Source organism: Micromonospora sp. NPDC048830, from assembly GCF_043198215.1.
GTDB lineage: Bacteria > Actinomycetota > Actinomycetes > Mycobacteriales > Micromonosporaceae > Micromonospora.
The window spans coordinates 1-15,445 of the sequence record NZ_JBICUP010000082.1; the positions used below are offsets into that span (position 1 = coordinate 1).

Below are 15,445 nucleotides of genomic sequence, written 5' to 3' on the forward strand. Positions count from 1 at the left end.
TAGTATACGCACGGCACGTAACTGACAGAGCAGCATCAGGGCAGCGATTCACCTGCCGCCTGAAGACGGCAGCCCTCTCGCCTCAAATCGGTAGACGGCCGAGGTGACGACCAGGACCCGGTCCCCCGGAGCGGGCCGCAGCAGTTCGGCCCAGTACCGCTGCGTGTCGGCGGTGTTGGCCCGGTGACCCGCGTCGCCGGAGGGCGCGGCGAGCACCCGTACGGTCGGCCCCGGCTCCCGCCGGTAGGTACGGACCCGCCAGGACACGTGCCTGTTCCCGGGCTGCGGATCCGACTCGTCGCTCGCCGGTCCCCGGAGGGCGAGGTAGCGCCGGACGCCGGCGTCCAGCGCGTCCATCTCGTCCTGGTCCTCCTTGCCGGCGAAGAGGGCGTAGAAGGCGGGCCAGGTCACCCCGGCGGCCCGGCAGATGTCGGTGACCCGGGCGTTGTCGTACCCCTTCTCCGCCACCTCGCGGACCAGTCCGTCGAACAGGCGGTCGCGCTGGGTCACGGCGACCACCTCGGCCGACAGGCGGCGCGGCCCGCGCTTGATCGCCCGCTCGGGGTCGCGTCCGGGACGGGCGCCCGGCAGGGGGGTCGCCCTGGCTGTCTCGGGGTGGGGTGCCACCGCCATCGACATCGACCGCCATGGATTTAAGATTGACTTTGCGACCCTCCGGGGTTTATAACTTCACCACATTGGGTTTCGGTCACCTCACTGATGGTCATCGTCGTTGGATGGCCGCACCGGCAGCGCCGAAGGAGGCTCGATGGTCGTCATTATCGCCGACCGCACGGCCGCTCCCAAGGTCGCGGAGGCGCAGGTGACGCGGCTCCGCCGCAGTGCGCCAGCCGGCGTCGGTCGCTGACCGGCCCAAGGCGTCGGCTCGGCCCGCCCCCGTCGGGCGCCCGGGCTCGACCGTGCACAGTCGTCCCGCCGCCGGCGGTCCCCCGGCGGCGGGTCCTCCACCGGCCCTGAGCCGTCCCGCCGTGGCCGTCGCGGCCCGTCCGACAGCGCCCGGTCCCGAGCCGGGCGCGGTGGCCCGCCGGTCCGGCCGCGGCCGTCCCGCCACCGTCCCCCTCATTAGGATCGACCATGCCCAGGTACGGACGCACCGCCGCCGGCCTCGCCGCCGCGGCGCTGCTCGGCTCCCTCGTCGCGGCGGCCCCGGCCTCCGCCGACCCGTCCCCCCTCGCCGTCGCCGTGATCACCCACAGCAGTGTGGGTGGCCCGGCCGTGGCGGTCGGCGACGTCCTGCAGGCGAGCCTGAAGACGGGCACCACCGCCACGTTCTACTCGTCCACCACCGGGACGACCGGCGTGTCGTGCGCCGCGTCCAGCTTCAGCGCCACCGTCCTGACCAACCCGCCCGCGCCGGGGACCGCCACCGAGCGGCTCACCGCACAGAGCGTCGGCACCTGCAGCAGCAACGTGCTCGGCACGACCGGGGTAAACAGCGTGCGGGTCGACAACCTCCCGTACGCCACCTCGGTGACCGGCGGCGGCGCGGCCACCCTGACCGGCACCACCACCGCCCCGATCCAGAGCACCATCTCGCTGCGCACCGTGCTGGGCGACATCACCTGCGTCTAGCGGGCGAACGGCAACACCGTCACCGGTACGGCGAACAACACCACCACGTCCATCACCTTCACCAACCAGGTGTTCACCAAGGTCACCGGGCCGGGCACCTGCTTCACCACCGCCTACTTCTCGGCGTCGTACGGGCCGGTCCGCGACACCAGCGTGACCGGCAGCCCCGTCACCTACGTGAACTGACCCGCCCCCGGCCGCCCCAGCCGGACCTGAGCAGCCGCAGCAGACCCACCCCGGCCAGGTACGCCGCCAGCGCCGGGGCGGGCAGGCCCAGCGGCTCCGGAGCGTCCCGCGGGGTCAGGGCGTTGACCAGCAGGCCCGCCGCCGCGGCGGCGTAGCCGGCCACCACCAGCACGGCCCGGAACCGGTGCGCGGGCCGGGCCGTGCTGACCGGGTGCGGTCCCGGGCCGGCGGGCGCGGTCGGTAGGCCCGGTCCCGCATCGCCGGGCGCGGGTGGTCGGCCGGGCCCAGGATCGCCGGGCGCGGGCGGCCGTGGCTCGGGTCCGTGCGGCGACGGTGGTCGACGCCGTCCGGCGCGGGCCTCGATCGGGCCGAAGACGGCGACCAGGCCGGCCAGCAGCGCGGCGAGCATCAGCAGCCACGGCACCCGCCAGGCGTACCAGGCCGCCGAGCCGACCGGCGGCGTGGGCAGCGCCCCGACCGCGTCCAGCAGGCCGACCAGCAGCAGGACGGCCGTGAGATGCCAGAGGAAGACGGTCAGCACGACGGCGTTGACCGCGATCACCGCCTGCCAGGGCCCGGGCCGGCGCAGCCACCGCCGCGCCGGCTCCCGCAGCAGCAGGATTCCCCCGAGCTGGGCGGTGGCCAGGGCGAGCAGCGCCAGGCTCGGCGGCCCGTCGTTCTGCAGCCGCTGGCCGGGCAGGTGCAGCATCGAGATCGGGTACGGCCCGACCGTGGTGAGCAGCAGCAGCGTGCCGAAGCCGCCCACCAGCAGGGCCGTCGCGAACCGCCGGGAGGCGGGCAGGGGGTGAGCCCCTCCGGTCGACCCGGGGCGCCGCGCGGGTGCCGCCGCGGCGGGCCGGGTGCGGGCGTCGTACCAGGCGAATCCGACCTGGTGGACGGCGAGCCAGGCGGCCAGGCTGTTGCCGGCGGCCAGCGCCGCCGGGCCGAGCAGCCGGCCCAGGTCGCCGAGGGCGACCAGGCCCACCAGAGCGACCGGCACGACCAGCCCGAAGCGGCGGTGCAGCGCGTGCATCGGCGGGGTGAGGGCGACGGCGGCCAGGTAGGGCACGAGGAACCACAGCGGGATGGTGGCGGTCCAGACCGCGGTGCGGACGAAGCCCGGCTCGACGCCCCACAGACGGGCACCGCCCGCGCCGACGGCGAGCACCAGCAGCAGGACGGTGGTCGGCGGGACCAGCCGGGCGCTGCGGTCGAGCAGCCAGCCGGCGGCGTCCCCGCCGCGGGCGCGGCGGGAGGCGAGCGAGGCGGCGTTGGCGTAGCCGCCGACGAGGAAGAAGACCGGCAGCACCTGGGCCGCCCAGGTCAACGGGTACGCCCACGGCAGGTCCTGCAGGGCGGAGTGGCCGGCGGGCCGCCCGACCGCATCCCGCGTGATCACGGTGACGGCCCAGTGACCGAGGACCACCATCGTGATCGCGATCGCGCGCAGCAGGTCGACGTAGCGTTCCCGCGTGGCCGGCGTGCGCTCGGCGAGCTGCCGGAGGCGGCGCATGGAAATGAGACTAGGCGAGCGGCGGGATGGCCGGGGAGGATAACGGTTCGGTGGCCCGGTCTTGAAGTCGGCGCGCTCCTGCCGTAGAAATTCTTCAGTACCGTTCGATGAGATGAAGACTAGCAACAGGTAGGTCCCCCCGTGCCTCGCGCGGCGGCCGTCACCCCCTGGAAAACCGGCGGCTGCCCGTACCGAACCGAGGAGAGAGCATGAACAGGCGTGACATCCTGCGGCGCAGCGCCGCCGCCGGCCTGCTGGCCACCCCCGCCGCCGGCCTGCTCGCCGGCTGCGCCACCTCCGGCGGCGACAAGGGTGGCACCGAGGTGTACAAGGGCACCAGGAGCGAGCAGAACCCGCTGGGCGTGAAGGAGGACGCCCCGCTGGAGGTCATGATCTTCAACGGCGGGTTCGGCGAGGACTACGCCAAGGCCCACGAGGCCATGTACACCGAGCGGTACCCGAAGGCGAAGATGAAGCACTCGGCCACCCAGGAGATCGCCAAGACCCTCCAGCCCCGCTTCGTCGACGGCACCCCGCCGGACGTGGTCAACAACTCCGGCAAGGACCAGATCGACTTCAACGGACTGGTCTCCCAGAACGCCCTCGCCGACCTCGGCGAGCTGCTCTCGGCCCCGAGCCTCGACATCCCCGGCAAGACCGTCAAGGAGACGCTGCTGCCGGGCGCGGTGGAGGTCGGCTCGTACGACGGCAAGTTCCTGGTGCTGAACTACACCTACACCGTCTACGGCATCTGGCACTCCACCAAGCTCTTCGCCGACCGTGGCTGGGAGTACGCGAAGACCTGGGACGAGCACATCGCCCTGTGCAAGCAGATCAAGGCCGCCGGCATCGCCCCCTGGACGTACGCGGGCAAGCACCCCCGCTACATGAGCTGGCCGGTGATCTCCACCGCGATCAAGTTCGGCGGCCCCTCGGTGGCCACCGCGATCGACAACCTGGAGCCCAACGCCTGGAAGTCCGACGCGATGAAGGCCGCCGCCGACGCCTGGCACCAGATCGTCAAGGACAAGTTCATCCTCGACGGCACGCCCGGGCTGGACCACGTCCAGTCGCAGACGGCGTGGTGCCAGGGCAAGGCCGCCTTCATCTCCTGCGGCTCCTGGCTGGAGAACGAGCAGAAGTCGGTCACCCCGGCCGGGTTCAACATGACCGTGGCGCCGACGCCGAGCCTGGGCAGCGGCGACAAGCTGCCGTTCGAGGCGATCCGGGGCACTGCCGGCGAGCCGTTCATGGTGCCGGCGAAGGCGAAGAACGTGGCGGGCGGGCTGGACTACTTCCGGACCATGCTGTCCAAGAAGGGCGCCCAGGACTTCACGAAGAAGGTGGCCAGCCTCACCGTGGTGGCCGGGGCCTCCGAGGGCGTGGAGCTGCCGTTCGGGCTCACCACCGTGGTCAAGGCCCTCGACGCGTCCGGGTCCAACGGGTTCAACTGGGTCTACAACAACTACTACCGCAAGCTGGAGCGCAACCTGGTCGACGCCGCGTGCGGCGAGTTCTTCAGCGGGCGGATCGGCCCGGCGGAGTTCCTGGACCAGTGCCAGAAGGGCGCCGACTCGATCGCCCAGGACAGCTCGGTCAAGAAGTACAAGCGGGCCGCCTGACACCCCGGCCGGGCGGGGCGACACCCCGCCCGGCCGCCGCCGGAGAGTAGGGCAATGAAACACGGCAAGTACCCGCTGATCCTCACCTTCCTGGTGCCGCCGCTGCTGCTGTACGTCGTCTTCGTCGTCTCGCCGTACCTGCAGGCGTTCCAGATCTCCACCACCGACTGGCTGGGCTACTCGGCGGAGGCCAACCCGGTGGGCCTGGCCAACTTCCGGGCCCTGTGGCACGACGACTACGTCTGGAACGCGTTGCAGAACAACGCGATCCTGCTCGCCCTGGTGCCGGTGTTGACCATCGCGCTCGGCCTGTTCTTCGCCACCATGCTCAGCATGGGTGGGCGCCGGGGCCGGGCCGGGGTCACCGGGGTGCGCGGGAGCGCGTTCTACCGCACCGTCTACTTCTTCCCGCAGGTGCTCTCGGTGGTGATCATCGCGGCGCTGTGGAAGGAGGTCTACCAGCCCAACGCCGGGCTGCTCAACGGCATCCTGCGCGCGGTCGGGCTGCCCGCACCGCCCTGGCTCGGCGACCCGCGCTTCGCGTTCTGGTGCGTGCTGGCGGTGATGGTCTGGGCCAACGTCGGCTTCTACGTGGTGCTCTTCGGCGCGGCCATGTCGGCGATCCCGCGGGAGATCTACGAGGCGGTGCTGCTCGACGGCGCGTCCCGCTGGACGACGCTGCGCCGGATCACCATCCCGCTGCTGTGGGACACCGTGCAGGTCGCCTGGATCTACCTGGCCATCGCCGCGCTGGACGGCTTCATCCTGGTCCAGCTGATGACCAACGGCGGCCCCAACTTCTCCTCCGACGTGATCGGCGTGCGGCTGTACGACACCGCGTTCGGCAGCGAGACCAAGTTCGGCTACGCCTCGGCGATCGGCGTGGTGATGTTCTTCCTGACCCTGTCGGTGGCCGTGCTGGCGCTGCGGGTCGGCCGAAGGGAACGGATCGAGCTCTCGTGACCACCCTCGACAAGCCAGCCGGCGTCGCCGCCGACCGGGACCGGGCCGCCGGTGCGGGCCGGGCCGTCCGTCGCGACCTGGGCGTGGTGAACGCCCTCTCGCACGGCTTCCTGCTGTTCTGGGGCGCGCTGACCGTGCTGCCGCTGCTGTGGATGTTCCTCAGCTCGTTCAAGAGCAACGCGGAGATCCTGGCCGACCCGTGGGGCCTGCCCGGCGCGCTGCGCTTCGACAACTGGGCCCGGGCGTGGACCACCGCGCACATCGGCCGGTACTTCCTCAACAGCGCGATCGTCGTCACCGGCTCGGTCGCCCTCACCATGCTGATGGGCGCCACCGCCGCGTACGTCTTCGCCCGCTACGAGTTCCGGGGCCGGCAGCTCGCCTACTACCTGTTCGTCGGCGGCCTGATGTTCCCGGTCTTCCTGGCCCTGGTGCCGCTGTTCTTCGTCGTGCGCAACGCCGGGCTGTTCGGCACCTGGACGGGGCTGGTCCTGGTCTACGCCGCGTACTCGTTGCCGTTCACGGTCTTCTTCCTCACCGCGTTCTTCCGCACCCTGCCCACGTCGGTGGCGGAGGCGGCGCTGGTCGACGGCTGCGGCCACTTCCGGCTGTTCTTCCGCGTGATGCTGCCGATGGCCCGCCCGGGGATGATCAGCGTCGCCATCTTCAACTTCCTCAGCCACTGGAACCAGTTCCTGCTGCCGCAGGTGCTGCTGCAGGGCGACGACTCGAAGTGGATGCTGGCCCAGGGACTGGCCGCGTTGTCGGTCAGCCAGGGGTACGCGGGCGACTACGCCCAGCTCTTCGCCGGCCTCACCATCGCCGTGCTGCCGGTGCTGCTGGTGTACGTGGCCTTCCAACGGCAGGTCCAGACTGGCCTGACCGCCGGCCAGCTCAAGTAGCGGGCGGCCGCCGGCGCCGGTCAGGGCGTCGCCCGCGCCGGTCAGGGCGCCGGCGGCACCAGCAGCGGGTGCAGGGCGGCCGGGTCGGTGACCTCGGGCAGGTCCCGGGCGGCGAGCCAGGCCGCCGCGGCGGCGCCGTCGCCGGCCGTGCCCAGCGGGGCGTCCGGCCAGCGCCGCGCCGCCTCCGCGCGTACGGCCGCGGCCAGCGGGGTGTCCGCCGTGAGCAGGCCGCCGCCGAGGACCACCGGCTCGACCGTGCCGGCCGGCCGGATCCGCGCGACGCTGTCCGCCAGGTGACCGGCGGCCTCCTCGATCAGCCCGACGGCGACCGGCTCCGCGTCGACGGCGGCGGACACCACCAGGGGCGCGAGCCGGGCCAGCTCGACCGGCGGGCGGCGGGTGACGGCCTGGATGAGCGCGTCCACCGTGTCCCGGGGTCGGGCGGCGACCCGGTCGGAGCCGAGCAGCTCCGTGAGCAGCCGGGCGCCCAGGGTGCCCGGTTCCCGCCCCCGGTCCAGGTCGGCCAGGAGCCGGCGGACGGCCTCGCGGCCCAGCCAGAACCCCGAGCCGGCGTCGCCGAGCAGCCAGCCGTGCCCGTCCGCGACGCGGTCCAGCCGCAGGCCGCGGATCCCGGCGGCGATGGCGCCGGTGCCCGCGATCAGCACCGTGCCGTCCGGGCCCGCGGTGCCCGAGGCGTACGCGACGAGGGCGTCGCCGTGCACCGCGTACGGGCAGCGCAGGCCGGCTTCGCGCCAGGCCCGGTCGAACGCGGCCCGCCCGGCGGGGTCGGCGTGCAGCCGGCCCGCGCCGGCGAGCCCGATCACGCCGGCGCGCACCCGGGCCGGGGCCACGTCGGCCAGCGCGTCGCGCAGGGCGGCGGCGATCTCCTCGGCGGCCCGCTCGGCGCCGTGGCTGGTGGGGTTGCCCCCGCCGGCCCGGCCGGTGCCGAGGCGCTCCCCGGTCAGGGTCAGGGCGGCCGCCCGGGTGGACGTACCTCCGACGTCGAGACCGACCACGACGGTGTCGGACATCCGCTGGGCCTCCCTGGGACGTTGCTGGCGGGCGGGTTCATGCTGGTCGACCCGGTCGCGGGGGGCAAGATCCGCGGCCGTGCCGGTGGCGGTGCGGCAGGTAACAGTTTGAAAACTTCGACCACGGCCTTGACAGGAAGGGCCCTTTAGTAAGAACTTTTACCACTAACAGTTAACACTCTTTTGTGAAAGGCTGTCGATGGTCGATCACGAGGTGGACATCCCCGCGGGCACCGCGGTGGTCGACGCCGAGGCGGTTGACCGGCGGGGCGCGCTGCCGGCCGAGGGCGTGCTCGCCCGGGTCCGGGCCGGCACGGCGGAGCTGACCGGCGCGCTGCGCCGGGTCGCCGAGCACGTGCTCAGCGACCCGGAGGGCGCCGCCCGGGCGACCATCGTGGAGCTGGCCGAGCGCAGCGGCACCTCGCCGGCCACCGTCACCCGGTTCTGCCGGGCGATGGGCTTCGAGGGGTACGCCGACCTGCGGCTCGGCATCGCCGCCGAGACCGGCCGGGCCCGCTCCGCCGGCTGGACCGTCGACATCGGACGCGAGATCCAGCCCGGCGACCCCCTGGAGCGGGTGCTCGACCAGATCATGGCCGCCGACACCCGGGCCATGCACGACACGGCCGCGCTGCTCGACCTCGCCGAGGTGGAGCGGGCGGCGGTGGCCATCGCCGGCGCCGGCCGGGTCAACATCTTCGGCTCCTCCGGCTCCGCGCTGGTCGGCGAGGAGATGCAGTTCAGCCTGCACCGCATCGGGGTGGCCGCGTGGGCCTGGAGCGACGTGCACGAGGGCCTGGCCAGTGCCGCGCTGCTGGGCCCCGGCGACGTGGCGCTGGGCATCTCGCACACGGGGCAGACCCGGGAGACCATCGAGATGCTCGCCGAGGCCGGCAGCCACGGCGCGACCACGGTGGCGCTCACCGGCTTCCCGCGCTCGCCGCTGGCCGAGCTGGCCGACGTCGTGCTGGTCACCGCCAGCCAGGCGACCACCTTCCGCCCCGACGCGCTGTCGGCCCGGCACCCGCAGCTGGTCGTGCTCGACCTGCTCTACGTCGCCGTCGCCCAGCGCACCCACAACCGCGCCCACGCGGCCTTCCGGCGTACCGCCCAGGCCGTCGACGGGCACAAGGCCGCCGGGCGCCTCCGGCGCACCGCCTGACCCGACACCACAAGGAGAGACGACGATGTCCGTTACCCCCGAGAACGCGGCCGACCTCAGCCGCCGGAGCCTGCTGCGCCGCGCCGCCGCCGCGGGTCTGCTCGTCACCCCGGCCGCCGGCCTGCTCAGCGCCTGCGCGGGCAGCGAGCCGAGCAAGCCCGACGACGCTGGCGCCGCCAAGAGCAAGGACAACCCGTTCGGCGTCAAGGACGGCAGCGCCGTCAAGGTGGTGATCTTCAATGGCGGCCTCGGCGACCAGTGGGCCAAGGAGGACAAGGCCGTCTTCAACGCCAAGCACGCCGGCGTCACCGTCAACATGAGCTCCACCCAGAAGATCAAGACCGAAGAGCAGCCCAAGATGGCGACCCAGCCCAGCGACCTCGTCATGAACTCGGGCGCCGACATGATGGACATCAGCACCCTGGTCAACGAGGGCGCCATCGAGCCGCTGGACGACCTGCTCACCGCCCCGGCCTGGGACAGCGAGGGCACGGTCGCCGACACGCTGCTGCCCGGCACCGTGGCCGACGGCACCTTCCAGGGCAAGTTCTTCGTGGTCAACGTCGCCTACACCGTGTGGGGCAACTGGTACAACGGCGCCCTGTTCACCAAGGAGGGCTGGGAGCCGCCGAAGACGTTCGACGAGTTCTTCGCCCTCGCGCCGAAGATCAAGGCCAAGGGCATCGCCCCGTACGTGCACGACGCGGTGCACGGCTACTACCCCCGCTGGGCGCTGCTGGCGACGGTGTGGAAGTCCGCCGGCAAGCAGGCGATCCTCGACATCGACAACCTCAAGGAGAACGCCTGGAAGGCCGACGGCGTCCTGCCGGCGCTGGAGGCGTGGGAGAAGCTGGTCAAGGACAAGCTGCTCCTGCCGGGCAACCTCAACCACACCCAGTCCCAGCAGGCCTGGCTCGACGGCAAGGCGGCGTTCATCCAGGTCGGCACCTGGCTGAAGAACGAGATGGCCAACACCATCCCGCCGGGCTTCGAGATGAAGCTGTCGGACTACTGGAGCCTGGGCGCCACCGACAAGGCGCCCAAGGACGTCTTCGCCGGCGCCGGCGAGGGCCTCGTGGTGCCCAGCAAGGCCCCCAACAAGGCGGCGGCGAAGGAGTTCCTGCGGGCCGTCCTGTCCAAGTCCGGCTCCGCCAAGTTCGCCACGCTGACCAAGTCGCTCGCCTCCACCAAGGGCTCCGGCGACGGGGTGCAGGACTCGGCGCTGGCCACCGCCAACGCACTGATGGCCAACGCCCCGAAGGACCTGATCAAGGTCAAGCTCTGGGACTTCTACGCCGACCTGGACAAGGAGAGCCAGAACCTCTCCGAGGAGCTGATGGCCGGCCGGCTCACCGCGCAGCAGTTCGTCGACAAGATGCAGGCCGCGGCCGACAAGGTGGCCAAGGACTCGTCGATCAAGAAGCAGACCCGGACGGCCTGAGGGCCGGGGCATCCCTCGAAGGATCAGGTGAACACGATGCGGCACGGTGTCGCGCGCTTCGTCACGGGTTTCCTGGCCCTGCCCGTCGCGCTGTACCTCTTCTACGTGGTGTGGCCCTTCGCCCAGGCGGCCGGCTACTCGCTGACCAACTGGGGCGGCTACTCCGACAGGCAGGAGTTCGTCGGGCTGGACAACTACGTCCGGCTGTTCTCCGACGAGCTCATCAGGAAGGCGTTCTGGCACAACGTGTTCTTCCTGGTGACCGTGCCGCTGTTCACGATCGCGCTGGCCCTGTTCCTCGCGTTCCTGCTCAACGTGGGCGGACGCGAGGACAGGGCCGGCGTCCGGGGCGTGTTCGGCTCCGGCTTCTACAAGGTGATCTTCTTCTTCCCGCAGGTCCTGTCGCTCGTGGTGATCGCCGTGATGTGGCAGCAGATCTACCGCTCCGACGGCCAGGGCCTGGTCAACGGCCTGCTGATGAAGATCGGCCTGGTCGACCCCGACAACCCGATCGCCTTCACCGCCGACCCCGAGCCCTTCCTCGGCGTGCCCGCGGTGCTCTGGTGGCTGCTGCTGATCGCGGTCTGGAGCGGCGCCGGCTTCTACATGGTGCTGTTCTCGGCGGCGATGCAGTCGATCCCCAGGGACATCTACGAGGCGGCCCTCCTCGACGGCGCCGGCCCGTTCCACACGTTCTTCCGCATCACGCTGCCGCTGCTGCGGGACACCGTCTCGGTGGCCTGGGTGTACCTCGGCTTCATCGCGCTGGACATGTACGCCCTGGTCTTCGTGATGACGCCCAGCCAGGGCGGCCCCAACCACGCCAGCGAGATCTTCGCGTCGGTGCTCAACTTCACCGCGTTCCAGAAGGGCCAGTTCGGCTACGCCTGCGCGATGGGCGTGGCGCTGGCGATCTTCACGATCCTGCTGGCCGCGCTGCAACTGCGAATCACCCGCCGTGAGCGGATCGAGTTCTGAGGGGGCTTGGACGATGAGCACGGCGACCCACCCGTCCGAGGGGCTGACCCGCCCCGACCGGCGGACCCCGCCCCCGCGGCCGGCGCCGCCCGGCACCGGCCGCGGGATCGGCGGGCGCGTCTTCACCGGCTTCTCCCACCTGTTCCTGGTGGTCTGGGCCGTCATGGTGATCTACCCGCTGCTGTGGGTGGTGATGTCGGCGTTCAAGGACGACTCGGAGGTCATCCGGGAGCCCCTGTCGCTGATCCCGGACCGGCTGCACTGGGAGAACTTCTCCCGCGCCTGGGGGGCCGGCCACCTCGGCGCGTTCTTCCTGAACACGGTGCTGGTCCTGGCCGGCAGCGTCTTCCTGACCATGCTGCTCGGCTCGATGGCCGCGTACGTGCTGGCCCGGTACGAGTTCCGCGGCAACCGGCTGATCTACTACATGTTCCTGTCCGGCCTGACGCTGCCCATCTACCTCGCCGCGGTGCCGCTGTTCAAGGGCGTCTACAACACGGGCATCGTCCTGCCGCTGCTCGGCCCGAACAGCCACGTCATGCTGATCCTGGTCTACGTGGCCTGGTCGCTGTCGTTCACGATCTTCTTCATGCACTCGTTCTTCCGGACGCTGCCCGACTCGATCGCCGAGGCCGCGCTGGTCGACGGGGCCTCGCACAGCCGGTTGTTCTTCAGCGTCATGCTGCCGATGGCCAGGCCCGGCCTGATCAGCATCGGCATCTTCAACGTGCTCGGCCAGTGGAACCAGTGGTACCTGCCGACGCTGCTGATGCAGTCGGTGGCGGGGGAGCCGAAGAACCAGGTGATCGCCCAGGGGCTGATCGAGCTGTCGGTCAACCAGGGCTACCGCTCCGACTGGAGCGGCCTGTTCGCCGGGGTGACGATGGCCATGCTGCCGGTGCTGATCGTGTACGTCGTGTTCCAGCGGCAGGTGCAGTCCGGCCTCACGGCCGGCGTCAGCAAGTAGTTCCCGCCCCGGCGGCCCGGTCCGGGAGTGTCGCAGGCGCGAGGCAGAATCGCGTACGTGCTGGTGGCGGTGGTGTCGGACGAGCGGGGCGGCGGCGTGCTGCAGCCGCTCGGCGCCGACGGCCGGCCGAGCGGCCCGGCCGAGCCGGTGGCCGACCTCGCCGCCGCGGTGGCCGCCCGGGAGGCCGTCGGGCACCCGCGCTGGGTCTGGGCCTCCGGGGCCGCCGACTACCCGGCGCTGCTGCGCGCCGGGGTCCGGCTCGACCGCTGCCACGACGTCGAGCTGACCGAGGCGCTGCTGCTCGGTTACGCCGGCCGGTGGGGCGAGCCGCGCTCGTTCGCCGCCGCGTGGGCCCGGTTGACCGGGGCGCCGGTGCCCCCCGATCCGCCGGCCCGCCCAGCCGAGCCGCCCGGACACGGTCAGGGCGCGCTGTTCGACACACTGCCCGGCCCGCCTGGGCCGGGCGTCGAGGCCCTGACCCGGGTGTACGCCGATCAGCTCGCCCGTGTCGCCGCCACCGACCACCCCGGCCGGTTCCGGCTGCTGGTCGCCGCCGAGTCGGCCGGCGCCCTCGTCGCGACGGAGATGGGCGCGGCCGGCCTGCCGTGGCGGGCCGACGTGCACGATGCCGTCCTGACCGAGCTGCTGGGCGAGCCGTCCCCGGTCGGCGGCCCGCCCCGCCGGCTCGCCGAGTTGGCCACCCGGATCGCCGAGGCGTTCGGGCTGCGCCAGCTGCACGCCGACTCCCCGGCCGAGCTGCTGAGGGCGTTCGCCCGGGCGGGCGTCGAGCTGCCGAACACCCGCGCCTGGGTGCTGCGCGGGGTGGACCATCCGGCCGTGCCGCTGGTGCTGGAGTACAAGGAGCTCTACCGGATCTGGACGGCGCACGGCTGGGCGTGGCGGGACGCCTGGGTGCGCGGCGGCCGGTTCCATCCCGAGTACGTTCCGGGCGGGGTGGTCTCCGGCCGGTGGGCGACCAGGGGCGGCGGGGCGTTGCAGATCCCGAAGGTGATCCGCCGGGCGGTGGTGGCCGATCCGGGCTGGCGGTTCGTCGTGGCCGACGCCGGCCAGTTGGAGCCCCGGGTGCTCGCCGCGGTCTCCGGCGACGCCCGGCTCGCCGCCGCGGGCGGGGCCGGCGACCTGTACGCCGCCCTCGCTCAGGACGCCTTCGGCGGTGACCGGGCCCGGGCGAAGGTGGCCCTGCTCGGCGCGATGTACGGGCAGACCGGCGGCGCGGCCGTCCCCGCCCTCGCGGTGCTCAGGCGCAGCTATCCGACCGCCTTCGGGTACGTCGAGGCGGCGGCCCGCACCGGGGAGGCCGGCGGGCTGGTCCGATCCTGGCTGGGGCGGACGTGCCCGCCCGGCGGGGTGGGGTCCCCCGACGGCGAGGACGCCGTGCCCGAGCCGGACGGGGCGGCCGAGCCGCAGGGGCCCCGAGCCCGGGCGGCCCGGTCCCGGGGGCGGTTCACCCGCAACTTCGTCATCCAGGCCACCGCCGCCGAGTGGGCCTCGACGCTGCTCGCCACGCTGCGGACGGCGCTCGCCGGCACCGCCGCCGAGCTCGTCTTCTTCCAGCACGACGAGGTGGTCGTGCACTGCCCGGCCGAGCAGGCCGACGCGGTGGCCGAGGCGGTGCGCGACAGCGGCGCTCGGGCGACGGCCCTGCTGTTCGGCGAGACCCCGGTCCGGTTCCCCCTGGACCTGTCCGTCGTGGAGTGCTACGCCGACGCGGCCTGACGGCCGGCGACGGCGGACGTCCGCGGCCCGGGCCGGATGGCCGTACTGCGGCAAATATCCGTTTCGCCCCGCCACCCATCGCCGGTGCGCTCGTTGCATCCCATGTGCGTACGAGGGGACGGGCGTGGTGTGCGGCTGGGCGGGTCCCCGTCGACAGTGGAGGTGGCCCGCTGAACCGGACCGCAGGAATGATCATCGCTGCCGGCGGCGGACGCCGCATCGGCGGCCCGGAGGCGCTGCTCCACCAGGGCGATCTGCCCCTGGTGGACCGGATGGTCGACACGCTGACCGAGGCGGGGTGCGGGCAGATCGTCGTCGTGCTGGGCCCGGCGGCGGACCAGGTCCGTGAGATGACGAACCTGACAGGGGCCACGGTCGTGGTCAACCGGGCCTGGGGCACCGGCGTCGGGTCCTCGATCCGGGCCGGCCTGGCCGCGCTGACCGACGAGAGAATCGAGGCGGTCGTGGTGATGCCGGTGGACATGCCGGGCCTCACCGCCGCCGCGGTGCGGCGGGTGGCGGCGCTGCCGTACCCGAACGTGCTGGTCTGCGCCACCTACGAGGGGCTGCGCGGCTACCCGATGCTCTTCGGTCGCCGGCACTGGTCCGGCATCGCGACGCTGGCCAGCGCGGACGTGGGCGCCCGCCCGTACCTGCTGGCGCACAAGGACGAGATCGTGGACATCGCCTGCGACTCGGTGGCCGACGGCAGCCGGGTCGACACCCCGGAGTTGATGGCCCTGTACGGCCTCAGCGTCCCGCCCCAGCGGGTCGGCGTGTGACCCGTCCGGGTTCCCGACGGCGGGGTCGGGGGCGCGGGGACCGGGGGTCCTCGGCCGCCGTCGCTCCCCGCGTTCGGCTCGCTGAGGGGCCGACGACCCGGCCGTACCGTGGTAGGGTCGCGCCAACGTGGTGACTCATGTGGATGAACCACGGAACGGGGAGAGCAACATGGCCATTGTCGCCCGGCATCTGGCTGGGGCTGTCGCTGCCTGGCTGGTGGTCGTCGTCGAAGGTGTCGTCGCCTACCTGGGCTTGCTCGTGTACGCGGTCGCGACGAATTCCAATCCCGGCGGTCCGTTGGCCGGCCCGCTGTTGGCCGTCCTCGCCGGCGTTGTGGGCCTCGTGACGGTTCCTCTGCTGTTCATTCCCGCCGTCGTGGCGGCCGTGGAGGAAGAGAGGCGCGTCGTGAAGGTCAACCACGGATACGTACGTCGCCTCGCCCCCACTGCGCAGCAGGCCGCCGCACTCGACATTCAGGGCCACGCGGCCCGTGCGATGTGGAACCTGCTGCACGAGTGGTGGACGTGGGGCGGCGGACGCGACCGACGCCCCACACTGAAGCAGGCC

The 15,445-nt window shown here is 72.5% G+C and carries 13 protein-coding genes and 1 pseudogene; 11 read left to right on the forward strand and 3 right to left on the reverse strand.

What is annotated here, in order from left to right; genetic code table 11:
• Window positions 1-48 precede the first annotated feature (48 nt).
• Entirely contained in the window at window positions 49-633 is a 585-nt protein-coding gene (locus ACGFIZ_RS33095) for a TetR/AcrR family transcriptional regulator (protein WP_393426974.1), read from the reverse strand.
• 462 nt (window positions 634-1,095) lie between these two features.
• Here ACGFIZ_RS33095 and ACGFIZ_RS33100 point away from each other — a divergent pair, with 462 nt between their 5' ends.
• Complete coding sequence (locus ACGFIZ_RS33100) at window positions 1,096-1,593, forward strand: Tat pathway signal sequence domain protein (protein ID WP_393426975.1); 498 nt, start codon at window positions 1,096-1,098, stop codon at window positions 1,591-1,593.
• A gap of 169 nt (window positions 1,594-1,762) precedes the next feature.
• Here ACGFIZ_RS33100 and ACGFIZ_RS33105 read toward each other — a convergent pair whose 3' ends face one another.
• Window positions 1,763-3,292: an acyltransferase gene (locus ACGFIZ_RS33105; protein ID WP_393426978.1), complete on the reverse strand. Its 1,530-nt coding sequence runs from the start codon at window positions 3,290-3,292 to the stop codon at window positions 1,763-1,765.
• Between the two features lie 209 nt (window positions 3,293-3,501).
• Between ACGFIZ_RS33105 and ngcE (ACGFIZ_RS33110) the strand changes: the two genes are divergently transcribed.
• The 3 genes from ngcE (ACGFIZ_RS33110) to ACGFIZ_RS33120 are packed head-to-tail and all read left to right on the forward strand — an operon-like array spanning window position 3,502 to window position 6,779.
• On the forward strand, window positions 3,502-4,914 hold the full coding sequence (ngcE, locus tag ACGFIZ_RS33110; protein ID WP_393426981.1) for an N-acetylglucosamine/diacetylchitobiose ABC transporter substrate-binding protein: 1,413 nt from the start codon (window positions 3,502-3,504) through the stop codon (window positions 4,912-4,914).
• Window positions 4,915-4,968: 54 nt separating this feature from the next.
• Window positions 4,969-5,877 carry a carbohydrate ABC transporter permease gene (locus ACGFIZ_RS33115; protein ID WP_393426984.1) on the forward strand — a complete coding sequence of 303 codons (909 nt, stop codon included), beginning with the start codon at window positions 4,969-4,971 and terminating at the stop codon, window positions 5,875-5,877.
• Window positions 5,874-6,779, forward strand: coding sequence for a carbohydrate ABC transporter permease (locus ACGFIZ_RS33120; protein ID WP_393426986.1), 906 nt, complete (start codon window positions 5,874-5,876; stop codon window positions 6,777-6,779). Before ACGFIZ_RS33115 ends, ACGFIZ_RS33120 begins: the two co-directional genes overlap by 4 nt.
• A 41-nt stretch (window positions 6,780-6,820) precedes the next feature.
• Here ACGFIZ_RS33120 and ACGFIZ_RS33125 read toward each other — a convergent pair whose 3' ends face one another.
• Window positions 6,821-7,810, reverse strand: coding sequence for an N-acetylglucosamine kinase (locus tag ACGFIZ_RS33125; protein ID WP_393426989.1), 990 nt, complete (start codon window positions 7,808-7,810; stop codon window positions 6,821-6,823).
• Between the two features lie 199 nt (window positions 7,811-8,009).
• Between ACGFIZ_RS33125 and ACGFIZ_RS33130 the strand changes: the two genes are divergently transcribed.
• From ACGFIZ_RS33130 to ACGFIZ_RS33160, 7 genes and pseudogenes are all read left to right on the forward strand, one after another.
• A complete protein-coding gene (locus ACGFIZ_RS33130) occupies window positions 8,010-8,972 on the forward strand; it encodes a MurR/RpiR family transcriptional regulator (protein ID WP_393426992.1) in 963 nt (320 codons plus the stop codon).
• A 25-nt stretch (window positions 8,973-8,997) separates the two neighbouring features.
• Complete coding sequence (gene ngcE / locus ACGFIZ_RS33135; RefSeq protein WP_393426995.1) at window positions 8,998-10,413, forward strand: N-acetylglucosamine/diacetylchitobiose ABC transporter substrate-binding protein; 1,416 nt, start codon at window positions 8,998-9,000, stop codon at window positions 10,411-10,413.
• A gap of 36 nt (window positions 10,414-10,449) precedes the next feature.
• On the forward strand, window positions 10,450-11,391 hold the full coding sequence (locus ACGFIZ_RS33140) for a sugar ABC transporter permease (RefSeq protein WP_347667961.1): 942 nt from the start codon (window positions 10,450-10,452) through the stop codon (window positions 11,389-11,391).
• Between the two features lie 13 nt (window positions 11,392-11,404).
• On the forward strand, window positions 11,405-12,358 hold the full coding sequence (locus tag ACGFIZ_RS33145) for a carbohydrate ABC transporter permease (RefSeq protein ID WP_393426998.1): 954 nt from the start codon (window positions 11,405-11,407) through the stop codon (window positions 12,356-12,358).
• 27 nt (window positions 12,359-12,385) lie between these two features.
• A complete protein-coding gene (locus ACGFIZ_RS33150) occupies window positions 12,386-14,095 on the forward strand; it encodes a bifunctional 3'-5' exonuclease/DNA polymerase (RefSeq protein WP_393427001.1) in 1,710 nt (569 codons plus the stop codon).
• 188 nt (window positions 14,096-14,283) lie between these two features.
• Window positions 14,284-14,877 carry an NTP transferase domain-containing protein gene (locus tag ACGFIZ_RS33155; protein ID WP_393427004.1) on the forward strand — a complete coding sequence of 198 codons (594 nt, stop codon included), beginning with the start codon at window positions 14,284-14,286 and terminating at the stop codon, window positions 14,875-14,877.
• A 169-nt stretch (window positions 14,878-15,046) separates the two neighbouring features.
• Window positions 15,047-15,445: pseudogene (locus tag ACGFIZ_RS33160) on the forward strand (hypothetical protein); the annotation flags it as partial.

What these genes read in the sequence shown, in the direction of transcription:
- ACGFIZ_RS33125 (WP_393426989.1), bottom strand. Translation starts at nt 7,810, where the DNA reads ATGTCCGACACCGTCGTGGTCGGTCTCGACGTCGGAGGTACGTCCACC.
- ngcE (WP_393426995.1), top strand. Translation starts at nt 8,998, where the DNA reads ATGTCCGTTACCCCCGAGAACGCGGCCGACCTCAGCCGCCGGAGCCTG.
- ngcE (WP_393426981.1), top strand. Translation starts at nt 3,502, where the DNA reads ATGAACAGGCGTGACATCCTGCGGCGCAGCGCCGCCGCCGGCCTGCTG.
- ACGFIZ_RS33095 (WP_393426974.1), bottom strand. Translation starts at nt 633, where the DNA reads ATGGCGGTGGCACCCCACCCCGAGACAGCCAGGGCGACCCCCCTGCCG.
- ACGFIZ_RS33155 (WP_393427004.1), top strand. Translation starts at nt 14,284, where the DNA reads ATGATCATCGCTGCCGGCGGCGGACGCCGCATCGGCGGCCCGGAGGCG.
- ACGFIZ_RS33145 (WP_393426998.1), top strand. Translation starts at nt 11,405, where the DNA reads ATGAGCACGGCGACCCACCCGTCCGAGGGGCTGACCCGCCCCGACCGG.
- ACGFIZ_RS33130 (WP_393426992.1), top strand. Translation starts at nt 8,010, where the DNA reads ATGGTCGATCACGAGGTGGACATCCCCGCGGGCACCGCGGTGGTCGAC.
- ACGFIZ_RS33115 (WP_393426984.1), top strand. Translation starts at nt 4,969, where the DNA reads ATGAAACACGGCAAGTACCCGCTGATCCTCACCTTCCTGGTGCCGCCG.
- ACGFIZ_RS33140 (WP_347667961.1), top strand. Translation starts at nt 10,450, where the DNA reads ATGCGGCACGGTGTCGCGCGCTTCGTCACGGGTTTCCTGGCCCTGCCC.
- ACGFIZ_RS33100 (WP_393426975.1), top strand. Translation starts at nt 1,096, where the DNA reads ATGCCCAGGTACGGACGCACCGCCGCCGGCCTCGCCGCCGCGGCGCTG.
- ACGFIZ_RS33105 (WP_393426978.1), bottom strand. Translation starts at nt 3,292, where the DNA reads ATGCGCCGCCTCCGGCAGCTCGCCGAGCGCACGCCGGCCACGCGGGAA.